The sequence below is a fragment of the Nocardioides sp. J54 genome (genome assembly GCF_000519005.1).
Taxonomy (GTDB): Bacteria; Actinomycetota; Actinomycetes; order Propionibacteriales; family Nocardioidaceae; genus Nocardioides.
The window spans coordinates 20995-33538 of sequence record NZ_JAER01000045.1; the positions used below are offsets into that span (position 1 = coordinate 20995).

At 72.7% G+C, this 12544-nt stretch carries 10 protein-coding genes; 3 read left to right on the plus strand and 7 right to left on the minus strand.

Annotated elements, in window-relative coordinates; all coding sequences use genetic code 11:
* Position 1: 1 nt before the first annotated feature.
* The 7 genes from proB to NOCJ54_RS0120090 form a co-directional block, all read right to left on the minus strand.
* Entirely contained in the window at positions 2–1117 is a 1116-nt protein-coding gene (gene proB, locus NOCJ54_RS0120060) for a glutamate 5-kinase (RefSeq protein ID WP_028656908.1), read from the minus strand.
* Positions 1110–2669 carry a GTPase ObgE gene (gene obgE, locus NOCJ54_RS0120065; protein ID WP_028656909.1) on the minus strand — a complete coding sequence of 520 codons (1560 nt, stop codon included), beginning with the start codon at positions 2667–2669 and terminating at the stop codon, positions 1110–1112. Before obgE ends, proB begins: the two co-directional genes overlap by 8 nt.
* 93 nt (positions 2670–2762) lie before the next feature.
* Positions 2763–3023 (minus strand): 50S ribosomal protein L27, encoded by a 261-nt coding sequence (gene rpmA, locus NOCJ54_RS0120070; RefSeq protein ID WP_028656910.1) that lies wholly within the window; start codon positions 3021–3023, stop codon positions 2763–2765.
* A gap of 39 nt (positions 3024–3062) precedes the next feature.
* Entirely contained in the window at positions 3063–3365 is a 303-nt protein-coding gene (rplU, locus tag NOCJ54_RS0120075) for a 50S ribosomal protein L21 (protein ID WP_028656911.1), read from the minus strand.
* Positions 3366–3527: 162 nt separating this feature from the next.
* On the minus strand, positions 3528–6791 hold the full coding sequence (locus NOCJ54_RS27230) for a ribonuclease E/G (RefSeq protein ID WP_051486178.1): 3264 nt from the start codon (positions 6789–6791) through the stop codon (positions 3528–3530).
* 298 nt (positions 6792–7089) lie between these two features.
* Complete coding sequence (locus NOCJ54_RS0120085) at positions 7090–7809, minus strand: TIGR03936 family radical SAM-associated protein (RefSeq protein WP_028656912.1); 720 nt, start codon at positions 7807–7809, stop codon at positions 7090–7092.
* 16 nt (positions 7810–7825) lie between these two features.
* Positions 7826–9016 (minus strand): winged helix DNA-binding domain-containing protein, encoded by a 1191-nt coding sequence (locus NOCJ54_RS0120090; RefSeq protein ID WP_028656913.1) that lies wholly within the window; start codon positions 9014–9016, stop codon positions 7826–7828.
* A 31-nt stretch (positions 9017–9047) separates the two neighbouring features.
* Here NOCJ54_RS0120090 and NOCJ54_RS28640 point away from each other — a divergent pair, with 31 nt between their 5' ends.
* The 3 genes from NOCJ54_RS28640 (at position 9048) to NOCJ54_RS0120105 (ending at position 12133) form a co-directional block, all read left to right on the plus strand.
* Positions 9048–9743, plus strand: a complete 696-nt coding sequence (locus NOCJ54_RS28640) for a DUF4190 domain-containing protein (protein WP_051486180.1) — start codon at positions 9048–9050, stop codon at positions 9741–9743.
* Positions 9744–9750: 7 nt separating this feature from the next.
* Entirely contained in the window at positions 9751–10431 is a 681-nt protein-coding gene (locus NOCJ54_RS0120100) for a DUF4190 domain-containing protein (RefSeq protein ID WP_028656914.1), read from the plus strand.
* A 376-nt stretch (positions 10432–10807) separates the two neighbouring features.
* Positions 10808–12133: an HNH endonuclease signature motif containing protein gene (locus NOCJ54_RS0120105; RefSeq protein WP_028656915.1), complete on the plus strand. Its 1326-nt coding sequence runs from the start codon at positions 10808–10810 to the stop codon at positions 12131–12133.
* Positions 12134–12544 lie beyond the last annotated feature (411 nt).

A 12544-nucleotide genomic window follows, 5' to 3' on the forward strand; every position in this document is an offset into this window, starting at 1 on the left:
GTCAGAGGATGACGAGGTCGTCGCGGTGGATGACCTCACGCTCGTAGCCCGCGCCGAGCTCGCGCTTGAGGTCCTTGGAGGACCGGCCCTGCAGGGCCGGGATCTCGGCGGCGTCGAAGTTCACCAGGCCGCGGCCGACCACCCGGCCGTCGGGGGCGACCACGTCGACCGGGTCGCCGGCGGTGAAGTCGCCGCGCACGCCGGTCACGCCGGCCGCGAGGAGCGACGCGCGGCGCTCCACGACCGCACGCACGGCGCCGTCGTCGAGCAGGAGCGCGCCCTTGCCCTCGGTGGCGTGGCGCAACCACAGCAAGCGGGTCGGGCGCCGCTTGCCGGTCGCGTGGAAGAGCGTGCCGACCTGCTCCCCCGCCACCGCTCCGGCCGCGTTGTCGGCCGAGGTCAGGACCACCGGGATGCCGGCGCCGGTCGCGATCGAGGCCGCCTCGACCTTGGTGACCATGCCGCCGGTGCCGACCCCGGCGGAGCCCACGGAACCGACCGTGACGCCCACGAGGTCCTGCTGCCCGCGCACGTCCGGGATGAGCTGCGTGCCGGGACGCGACGGCGGTCCGTCGTACAGGCCGTCGACGTCGGAGAGCAGCACCAGCAGGTCGGCGTGGACCAGGTGCGCGACGAGGGCCGCGAGCCGGTCGTTGTCGCCGAAGCGGATCTCGCTGGTCGCGACGGTGTCGTTCTCGTTGACGATCGGGATGACACCGAGCTCGAGCAGCTTGGTGAAGGTCTGCGAGGCGTTGCGGTAGTGCGAGCGTCGGGTGACGTCGTCGAGGGTGAGCAGCACCTGCCCGGCGGTGAGGCCGTGGCGGGCCAGCTCCTCGGTGTAGCGGTGCACGAGCAGGCCCTGGCCGACCGACGCGGCGGCCTGCTGGGCGGCGAGCGCCCGCGGCCGCTTGCGCATTCGCAGCGGCGCCAGGCCGGCCGCGATGGCGCCGGAGGAGACCAGCACGACCTCGGCCCCGCGCTCGCGCACGCCTGCGAGGACGTCGACCAGCGCGCTGATCCGCTCGGGGTCGATCCCGCCGGACGCGGTCGTCAGGGAGGACGAACCGACCTTGACGACGATCCGGTGGGCGGAGGTCACCGCCGCCCGATCACTCACCGGGGTCGTCCTCCTGCCACGCGTCCTCGTCGGTGGCCGGCGCGACGTCCGGGTCCTCCTCCGAGCCGATCTCGTAGGCCATCGGGCCGTACTCGTCGGGCCGGTCGATCCGACGCGCCACGTCGGCACGCGTCTCGCCCTCGGCGCGCTCACCCAGGTGCTCCTGGATCTCGCGGCGGCGGGCAGCGGCCGGGCGCTCCTCGTGGAAGCGGTCGTCCTCGCCGCGGCGCGAGAGGTTCTCCGCACCGGCGTCGATGCCCGGCTTGAAGTCGAAGACCACGGCGTCGTCGACGGAGCCGATGAGCACGGCGTCGCCCTCGACGGCACCCAGCTCGAGCAGCCTGGTCTCGACGCCGAGCCGGTTGAGCCGGTCGGCGAGGTAGCCCACGGCCTCGTCGTTGCTGAAGTCCGTCTGGCGCACCCAGCGCTCCGGCTTGGTGCCGCGCACCCGCCAGCCGGCGCCCGTGCGCTTGACGGTGAACCCGTCGTCGTCGACCGGCTTGGGGCGTACGACGATCCGGGCGGGGATCTCGGCCGCCCGGGCCCGCCGCTCCTCGGCGACGAGCTCGGCCATGGCGAAGACCAGCTCGCGGGTGCCCTCGCCGGAGACGGCGGAGATCTCGAAGACCCGCAGGCCGCGCTCGCGGAGCTCGTCGACGACCATCTCGGCGATCCCGCGGCCGTCGGGCACGTCGACCTTGTTGAGGGCCACCAGGCGCGGGCGGTCCTCGAGGCCGCCGTACCGGCGCAGCTCGTCCTCGATCACGTCGAGGTCGTCGACCGGGTTGCGGCCGGGCTCGAGGGTCGCGGTGTCGAGGACGTGGACCAGCGCGGCGCAGCGCTCGATGTGGCGCAGGAAGTCGTGGCCCAGGCCGCGGCCCTCGGCGGCGCCCTCGATCAGGCCGGGCACGTCGGCGACGGTGAAGGTGGTGTCGCCGGCGGTGACCACGCCGAGGTTCGGCACGAGGGTGGTGAACGGGTAGTCGGCGATCTTGGGCCGGGCCCGGGAGATCGCGGCGATCAGGCTCGACTTGCCGGCGGAGGGGAACCCGACGAGGCCGATGTCGGCCACGACCTTGAGCTCGAGGACGACCTCGAGCTCCTCCCCCGGCTCGCCGAGCAGCGCGAAGCCCGGGGCCTTGCGGGACTTGGAGGCCAGCGCCGCGTTGCCGAGCCCACCGCGACCGCCCTGGGCGATGACGATCTCCGTGCCCGGCACGACCAGGTCGGCGATCACCTCACCGTTGCGGTGCTTGACGACGGTGCCGGCGGGCACGGGCAGCACCAGGTCGGAGCCGTGCGAGCCGTTGCGACGGTCACCGGCACCGTGCCCGCCGTGCTCGGCACGGCGACGCGGGCTGTGGTGGTAGTCGAGCAGCGTCGTCACGTCGGGGTCGACGCGCAGGATCACGGAGCCACCGGGGCCACCGTTGCCGCCGTCGGGGCCGCCGAGCGGCTTGAACTTCTCGCGGTGCACGGACGCCACGCCGTTGCCACCTCGCCCCGCAGACACGAACAGGGTCACGCGGTCGACGAACGTGGGCACAGCCATGGGACCAGTCTTTCAGGAGAACCGTCGGGTGAAATGGACGAAGGGCGCCCCGATCAGGGACGCCCTTCGATGAAGCCCGTTGTCAGGGGAGCGTCAGTTGACGTCGCCCGGGACGATGTTGACGACCTTGCGGCCGCGCTTCTTGCCGAACTCGACACTGCCCGCGACGAGCGCGAACAGGGTGTCGTCGCCGCCGCGACCGACGCCGGAGCCCGGGTGGAAGTGGGTGCCACGCTGGCGCACGATGATCTCACCGGCGTTGACCAGCTGGCCGCCGAAGCGCTTGACGCCGAGGCGCTGGGCGTTGGAGTCGCGGCCGTTCTTGGTGGACGCCGCGCCCTTCTTGTGAGCCATGTTTCAGTCCTTCGGAAATGTGTGCCGAGCCGGGTGGACTCAGAGCGAGATGTCGGTGACCTTGACCTGGGTGTACTTCTGGCGGTGACCCTGGCGCTTCTTGTAGCCGGTCTTGTTCTTGTACTTCTGGATGATGATCTTCGGGCCCTTGGTGGCGCCGAGGACCTCGACGGTGACCGTCGCCTTGTCCAGGCCGGTGCTGGTGACGGTCTCGCCGTCCACCGCGAGCACGACCGGCAGGGTCAGGGTGTCGCCGACCGGCGTGGAGACCTTGTCGATCTCGATGACGTCGCCGACAGCGACCTTCTCCTGCTTCGCGCCTGCGCGCACGATCGCGTACACCACCGCGGGCTCCTCACTCGTCAACGTCTGTCCGAAAGTCTCGGCTGCGGCACGCACAGCAGTCCGGTCGGGTGCCGGGTGCCAGCAGAAACGGCACACCTCGGCGGCGCACCGACCATCAATACTACGGGTGGCACCCGCATCCGCCTAATCAGCGCCCGCTCAGCGCTTGCGGGCGCCCTTCTTCTTCACCGGCACGTGCTCCACGTGGGGCTCCGCCGGCGCCTGGTCGGCGTCGCCCGCTCCCCCGTCGGCCTCGGCCGGCTCGGCCGCCGGCGGGCCCGCCGGACGGCTGGCCGCGCGACGACGGGTCCGGGTGACGACGGTGGTCGTGGCGACCGGCTCCGGAGCCGGCTCCGGGGTCGGCTCCGCCTCGGGCTCCGGCTCGGGCGCCTGCTCGGGCTCCGGCGTGACCGCCTCGGGCTCCTCCAGGGGCGCGGCGACCTCGACGGCCTGCTCCGCGGCAGCAGCGACGGGCTCGTCCGCGGACTCCTCCGCAGCAGGCTCCGCAGCAGGCTCCGCGGGCAGCGCGGTGGGCGACTCGGAGGCCTCCGCAGCAGCCTCGTCCGCGGCAGCCGTGTCCTCGACCTCGGCGGTGCCGGCGGCCTCGGTGGCCGCGGCGTCGACCTCGGCCGGCTTGACCTCGTCGGCCGGCTTCACCTCGTCGGCGTTCTCGTCGGCGTTCTCGTCGGACTCGTCGTGGTGCTTGGCCATCGCAGCGACGTCCTTGGGCGAGGGCACCGGCTTGGGTGCCTCGGCCGAGCCGTTGTCGCCGCCGCCCTGGCCGCGACCCTTGCGGCGCCGGCCCTTGCGCTCCTCGCCGTCGCCGCTGCCCTGGTTGCCCCGCTTGGGCTCCACCGGCAGGTCGTGGACGACCAGCCCACGGCCCTGGCAGTGCGTGCAGGTCTCGCTGAACGCCTCCAGGAGACCGGTGCCGATCCGCTTGCGGGTCATCTGGACCAGGCCGAGCGAGGTGACCTCGGCGACCTGGTGGCGGGTCCGGTCACGGCCCAGGCACTCGACGAGGCGGCGCAGCACCAGGTCGCGGTTGGACTCGAGGACCATGTCGATGAAGTCGACGACGATGATGCCGCCGATGTCGCGCAGCCGGAGCTGGCGAACGATCTCCTCGGCCGCCTCGAGGTTGTTCTTGGTGACGGTCTCCTCGAGGTTGCCGCCGGAGCCGGTGAACTTGCCGGTGTTGACGTCGACGACGGTCATCGCCTCGGTGCGGTCGATGATCAGCGAGCCACCGGAGGGCAGCCAGACCTTGCGGTCGAGGCCCTTGGCGATCTGCTCGTCGATCCGGTACGCCGCGAAGACGTCGGGCTTGTCGTCGCCGGTCTCGTAGTGCTCGAGCCGGTCGGCCAGGTCGGGGGCGACGTGGTCGACGTACTCCTTGACCGTGGTCCACGCCTCGTCGCCCTGGACGACGAGCCTGGCGAAGTCCTCGGTGAACAGGTCGCGGACGACCTTGAGGGTCAGGTCCGGCTCGCCGTAGAGCAGCTGCGGGGCGTTGCCCTTGGCGACCCGGGACTCGATGTCCTCCCAGCGGGCCTTGAGCCGCTCGACGTCGCGGGTCAGCTCCTCCTCGGAGGCACCTTCCGCGGCGGTGCGGACGATCACGCCGGCCGTGTCGGGGACGATCTCCTTGAGCAGGGTCTTGAGCCGCGAGCGCTCGGTGTCGGGCAGCTTGCGGGAGATGCCCGACGTGGTGCCGTCGGGGACGTAGACGAGGAAGCGGCCGGCCAGGCTGATCTGGCTGGTCAGGCGCGCACCCTTGTGGCCGATCGGGTCCTTGGTGACCTGGACCAGCACGGTCTGGCCGGACTGCAGGACCGACTCGATCTTGCGGGGCTGGCCGTCCTTGTGGCCGAGCGCGGACCAGTTGACCTCGCCGGCGTACAGGACGGCGTTCCTGCCCTTGCCGATGTCGATGAACGCGGCCTCCATCGAGGGCAGCACGTTCTGCACCCGGCCGAGGTAGACGTTGCCGATCAGCGAGGTCTGCGACTCGCGGGCGACGTAGTGCTCGACGAGCACCTTGTCCTCGAGCACGGCGATCTGGGTGAGGTCCTTGCGCTGGCGGACTGCCATGACCCGCTCGACCGACTCGCGGCGGGCCAGGAACTCGGCCTCGCTCACGATCGGCGCGCGGCGGCGCCCGGCCTCGCGTCCCTCGCGGCGGCGCTGCTTCTTGGCCTCGAGACGGGTGGAGCCGGACACCGCGGTGATCTCGTCCTCGGGCGAGCGCGGCTTGCGGACCCGGGTGACGGTGTTCTCCGGGTCGTCCCCGGAGTCGTCTCCCCCACCGTCGCCCGACCGGCGGCGGCGACGGCGACGGCGCGACGAGCCGCTGCCCTGGTTGCCACCCGACGCCTCGGAGGAGTCGGAGTCGTCGCCCTCGGACTTGTCGTCCTCGCCCTCGGCCTTGCCGTCGCCGGACCGGGCCGCGTCGCCGGCCTTGCCGGCCTCGCCGGCGGTCTCGCCGGACTCGGTGGCGGGGGCGTCCTCGCCGTCCTCGCCCTGCTGGCCGGAGCCGGCGGGCTTGCGCCGGCGGCGACCGCCACGGCGACGGCGCCGGCGCGCCGGACCGGTGCTGCCCTCGGCGTCGTCGGAGTCCTCGGAGTCGTCCGAGTCGGCGGAGTCGTCGGAGTCGTCGGAGTCGGAGGAGTCGTCGCCCTCGGTCGTGTCGTCCTCGGCGGCGGCGTCGGTGCTCTCGTCGGTGGCCTCGTCCGCGGTCGCAGTGGCCTCGTCGACCGTGGCCTCGGCGGTGGGCTCGGCGGCCTCGTCGGTCGGCTGCTCCGCGACAGCGTCCTCGGTCCGCGCCTCGACGGGCTCCTCCGCCTTGTCGTCCGCGGGCTTCTCCGCGGGCTTCTCCGCCGTCTTCTGGGTCGTCTTCCGCGCGGTCGAGCGCTTGCGGGTGGTGACCTTCGGCGCCTGGAAGACCACGGCGGTCGCGGACCCGTCGGCCGCGGCCTCGGTCGTCGGCTCGGTGGTCGGCTCGGTGGTCGGCTCGGCGGTCGGCTGCTCCTCGGGGGTGAGGACGAGCTGCTCGGGGTCCGCGGCCTTGGTGCGCGAGCGGGTGGTGGTCTTCGCGGCGGTGGTCTTCTTCGCCGTCGTCTTCTTCGCCGTGGTCTTCTTCGCGGCAGCCTTCTTCGCCGGCTTCGCGGGAGCCTCGGCGTCGGTGGCCTCGCCCTCGGCGGCGGCGTCGGCAGCGGGCTTGGCCGCTGCCTTCTTCGCGGTGGTCTTCCGCGCGGTGGTCTTCTTCGCCGCCGTCTTCTTCGCGGCGGCCTTCTTCGCCGGCTTCGCGGCGGGAACCTCGGCCGTGGCCTCCGCCGGGGTGTCGGCCGGGGTGTCGGCGGGGGTCTCCGCCGGGGTGGCCTCGGGGGCGTCGTTCTGGTTGTCGGTGGGCGCGTGCGTCATTGCGCTACTCCTCCACCCGACCGCTCCGCGGCCGGGGTGTCATCGACATCCGCGCGGCGCGCGGTGCCGTAAGCCTTCGTGGGACGACACCCTCCGCGGAGCGTCACTGGAGCCCGGGCCCCTCGCCTGCCGCGGTCGCCGTGTGCGTCGCGTCTGGCGGGGTGTCCGACCTCCACCGTGCCCCCGGTCAGTCTCCTGCCGGCGGGCGAGAACGTCGTCGATCCCTCGCTCGCGGTCCGGTGGGACGCTGCCAGGGAATCTGTGGCGAGTATCGCACACGCCGGTCAGGCGACCGGCATCACCGCTGCGCCAACGGGTCGCCGACCGTCCCGGCCACCCGGTCGAGCACGCCCTGGGCGAGGCGGGTGAGCAGCGCCGTGCCGGGCACGTCCAGGCCCCCGGTCTCGCGGAGCCCGGTGAGCACGTCGTCGGGCCGCACCGCGGGGACGGTGTGCTCGAGCAGCAGGTCGAGGGCCCCCTCCGGGGTGACCTCGAGGCGGACGACGGCGGCGCGGCAGTCGAAGCTGCGCAGACCCTTCTTGGTCATCCGCTCGACGGTGACCGAGTCGGTGGCGAGGAAGGTCGCGACCGCCTTCTCGACGTCCTCGACCGACGTGTCGCCGAGGTCGACGAGCCAGTGGCTGGCGGTCAGCAGGTCCGACAGGGACCCCGCGGTCGAGCCCGCGGCGTCCACGGTGGCGACGACGTCGAGGCCGTCGGGCAGGACGGCGTCGAGGGCGGCCGCCACGTCGGCGGGCTCGCGGACCTCGGCGAGCCCGAGCTCGACGTACTCCGCCTCGCTGGCGGCGCCGGTCGGCGACGCGCCGGCGTAGGAGATGCGCGGGTGCGGGTGGAAGCCCGACGAGTACGCCATCGGGATGCCGGCGCGGACGACCGCGCGCTCGATCGCGCGGCTGACGTCGCGGTGGCTGGTGAACCGCATGCGACCGCGCTTGGCGTACCGGATCCGCAACTTCTGGACCGGGGGTGCCTGCTGCTCGGGTTGCTGACGACTCACGGGCCCTGATCGTAGGTCAGGGCAGGCGGGCGCCCTGCATCTGCGGCGAGGCGTAGACGTTGGTGATGCGCACGCCGTCGAGCCAGGCGGTGAGCCGCTCGGCCTCGGCATCGAGCGCCCGGCGGCCGGTCCGGCCGACGTCCTCGCGGAGCTCGACGTGGACCCGGGCTGCGTCGTCCTGGAGCCAGCAGCCGACGATCCGGCCGTCCCACCACGCGGTGTTGCCCGCGTTGCCGTTGCTGTCGAAGAGGTACGGCGTGTGGCCGGCGTCGAGGTAGAACGACCGCGCCTTCCAGCCCATCACCGTCGGGTCCAGGGTCGGCAGCAGCGCGGCCCACGGGCCGACCCCGGCCTCCTCGTCCGTCACCGGCGCGGTGTCGTCGGGCAGCACCCAGCCGGTCGCGCCGTCCTCGAGCGCGACGGGGACGGCGTCGACGTCGGCGAGGGCGCGCCGCACCGCGGTCTTCGTCGCGCCGAGCCACCAGACGACGTCGTCCTCGGTCCCGGGGCCGAAGGTGCGCAGCCAGCCGCGCACCAGCTCGGCGTAGCCGGTCGCCTCGTCCGTGGGCTCCGGGTCGGCGCCGAGCCACGCCGCGGCCGTCGTCCAGGCCGGCTTGTTGAGCCGCCAGTGCCCGGCGTTGCGGGCGCGCACCACCCGCCCCTCTGCACCGAGCAGGGTCATCACCTCCGGCGCCACCGGGACCTCGGCCGCCCACCTGGTGCCCGGCGTGCCGCGCTGCACGGTGCGGGCGAGTGCGGGCACGGCCTCGCGGACCTCGGCGGTGGTGCGCGCCGTGCCGTCGGCCAGCACGGCCAGGACCTCGTCCGCCACCTCCGCCAGCCAGCCCTCGGGGTCGCCGGCACCGCCGGCGGAGAGGCCCTTGAGCACGAGCGTGCGCTGCTGGCGGGCGACGCGAGCCGCCGCACTCCCCCACGCCGCCGGCAGCAGCTCACGGGGGAAGGCGAAGAGGGTGCGGCGCAACGCGACCTGCTTGACCACGCTGCGCTCGTCGTACAGCGCCCCGTCGACGTCGTCGACGGTGACGCCGTCCACGCGCGCCCAGAGCGACAGGTGCACCGTCGCCGCCTCGGTCGCGTGCAGCGCCGTCATCGCCCGGGCCGCCTGCCCGATCGTGTCGAACCGGCGGACGAGGCCGTGCCGGACCGCCAGCCGACGGCGCCGGTCGAAGTCGGTGAACTGCAGCACGACACCCATCCTTCCCCACTAGGGTTGCCGGGTGAGCGATCCCTACGGCCAGCCCCAGCAGCCCTACGGCCAGCCCTCGAACCCCTACGGCCAGCCGCAGCAGTACGGCGGCACCGGTGGCACTGGCGGCTACGGCCCGCCGCACGGCTACGGCGGTGGCGGCGGGTTCGGCGGGGAGCCGCCGAAGACCGACGGCGTGTCGATCGCCGCACTGGTGCTGAGCTTCCTGTGCTGCTTCGCCCCGCTCGGCTTCGTGCTCGGCTTCGTCGGCCTGCGCCGCACGAAGGGCGGCCAGCGCAAGGGCCGCGGCCTCGCGATCGCCGCGATCGTCATCGGCCTCATCATGACGATCGTCGTGGGCGCGATCGCTGCCGCGATCTTCATCTTCGCCGACAGCCTGGTGACGCCGGGCAACGCGAAGGTCGGTCAGTGCGTCAACGTCAGCGAGGAGGACGGCTCGGTCATCCTCTACAAGAAGGAGTGCTCGGAGGACCACGACGCCGAGATCGTCGGCGTCGCCGAGGTGACCGAAGAGAACCTCGAGCAGATCGAGGACCAGATGGCCGGCTACTGCGCCACCGTCATCGACCCCGACGACTTCGCGAAGCTCGCGGAGCACCTCACTGACATCAACGCGATCATCGAGGACCCGAACGACGTGGAGGTCGGCGACCACCTGCTCTGCTACGTCGAGCCGGGTGACAAGCTCAGCGAGCCGATCCTCTGACGCAGGCATGAGCTGGCAGCAGCCTCCTCCCGGGGACTCCTACGGCAGCGGCGGCGGGTACCCGTCGTACGAGCCCGGCGCCCCCGGCCCCGCCGGCGACGAGCCGGGTGCCTACGGCGCCGGGGCGCCGCGTGTCGACGGGGTCTCGATCGCGGCCTTCGTCTGCGCGCTCACCTGCTGCGCGGCGCCGATCGGCCTCGGCCTCGGCATCGCCGGCCTGGCGCGCACGAAGAACGGTCGCCGCGGCGGCCGCTGGGCCGCCATCACCGGCACCGTCCTCGGCGCCCTGGTCACCCTCGCCGGGGCCGCGCTCCTGGCGTTCTCGATCGTCCTGGCCGCCCAGACCCTCTGGGAGGAGGACGCCCGCGTCGGCCAGTGCCTCGACGTCAACTTCATCGACGAGGAGGTGAAGGCCAGCTGCGCCGATCCGCACGACGGTGAGGTGATCTGGGTCGGCGAGTTCGACCGCGACCTCGTCGACCGCTACACCGCCGTCGAGGACGACCACGAGTTCTGCGCCAGCCTCCCCGACCTCGACCCGCAGTACGTCGACGCCCTCGAGTCCGGCCGCTACGAGGCCGAGATCTCCATCAGCGACTTCGACGTCGACGACCCCGCTACCGGCTCCCTCTTCTTCTGCTACCTCGAGCGCGCCAACGGGGCGCAGGTCGAGGGGCGGATCAGTTGATCTCCGCGGGCTGCGGTTGCGTAGCCGGTACAGCCCCGAAAGGCAGCGACCAGGAAGGGCGGCGGGTGGCTGGGTCCGGTGGCCGGCTTGCGGTTGCGTTGGTGCCTGATCTCCGACGGCCCGCGGCCGCGCAGCCGGCACAGCTCCGAAAAGCAGCGACGAGGAGGCTCGGCAGGGTGGTCGGGTCCGGCGGTCGGCTTGCGGTGCCGTAGGCAGCGCCGGCTCCCGGTGGTTGAGGTACGACGAGCGCCAGCGAGGAGCCTCGAAACCACCGGGCCTTCAAGCCGGACTGTGGACAGAGAATCCGGAGAATCCCCAGTCCACAGGCGGGTTTCCGGCGAATCAAAGTGTCGGTCGTCTCTGGAAGAATCCAGTCATGGAGCTCGGGAACAACGCATCGATCGGCCAGTACGACGGCCGCTCCGTGCCCGAGCTCCTCGGCGAAATCCGCTCCGAGGTCGCGGCCCGCAAGTCCTCCCAAGTTCGGGAGTGGATCGCCATCGTCGCCTGGGCCGACCAGAACACCCTCGACTCTCCTGAAGGCGCCGCCACGCTGCTGGACGGTGTCGTCGACACCTGTGTCCCGATCGCCGGCCCGGGCGCGCCCCTGGTTAGTGAGTTCGCGTTGATGGAGCTGTTTGCTGTCCTCGGCCGCTCCCCCATCGGTGGTCGTGCCTACGTCGGTCAGGTGATCGAGTGCGCCTGGCGCCTTCCCCGCCTCTACAAGGCAGTCGTCGCCGGACGTGTGGACACGTGGAAGGCCCAGCGGATCGCCGACCTCACCCACCCGCTGTGCCCTGAGGCGGTCGAGTTCGTGGACCAGCAGCTCGACGCAGCCGTCGACGACGTGGGCTGGAAGCAGCTCGAACGCCTCGTCGCCGAAGCGATCCTGCGGTTCGACCCCGAACAAGCGGAGGCCGAGCGGCAGCAGGCCAGCGACCACCGCCACTTCGACATCGACGAGCCCAGCGACACCGGCCACGTCATCGTCCACGGCCTGATGGACGCAGTCGACGGCCACGACCTCGACGAAGCCATCAACCGCCGAGCGATCCTGCTCGGCAAGTGCGGCGACGACTCCTCCCTCGACGTCCGCCGCTCCAAGGCCGCCGCCGAGCTCGCCCGGCAGGACCTGTCCCTCGACCTCCTCTTCGCCGACCCCGACACCGGCGAGGTCATCGCCACCTCCCCCGGCCGGCGGGTCACGTTGAACGTCCACGTCACCGACACCACCCTCACCGGCGACAACCCCGTCGCCCGCTGCGAGGAGACCGGCACCCCGGTCCTCGCCAGCCAGGTCAGGGAGTGGCTCCAGGCACCCCGCACCACCGTCATCGTCCGCCCGGTCATCGACCTGGCCGACTGCATCCCCGTGGACTCGTACGAGATCCCCGACCGCCACCGCGCCCGGGTCCAGCTGCGCGACCACACCTGCCGCTTCCCCGGCTGCACCACCAAGGCGACCCGCTGCGACCTCGACCATTCGATCGAGCACGCTCGCGGCGGCCCGACCTGCCCATGCAACCTCGTGCCCCTGTGCCGACGCCACCACCGGGCCAAGACCTTCAGCCAATGGCGGTACGTCACCATCCAGCCCGGGCACTACCTCTGGATGTCGCCGAACGGCTGCCACTTCCTGGTCGGACCGAAGGGCACCAAGGTTCTCGACACCCCGCGCCGCCTCGACCCGGACGACTACTAGCTCCCACGCCCTACACCCCGCCCGAGGCCGGCGGCCGCGCAGCGGCGGCGCGGACGCAGTCCGTGCCGGCAACCGCGCCGACCAGCCGACCGGCAGGGCCCCGCAGTCAAGGACACCGAAGGCGCCGCGCAGCGGGCGAGCGCAGCGAGCTCCTTGACGGCGGGGGCCGGTCGGCTACGGTGCGCGGCCGCCGACACCAACCACGACGGCGACCAACTGCCGCTGGTTGAGGTGCAAGGCGCCCCAGCGCCGAGCCTCGAAACCAGTGGCCCCGGGTCCACCGGGCTGTGCCCACCACAGCCCGTCATCAAGGCCCGGAGGTTTCGAGGCTCGGCCGCGGGCGGCCTCGCACCTCAACCACCGGGAGTCAGGCGAGGCGAACCCAAGGCTTGCCGCCAGGCGGACTGCGCC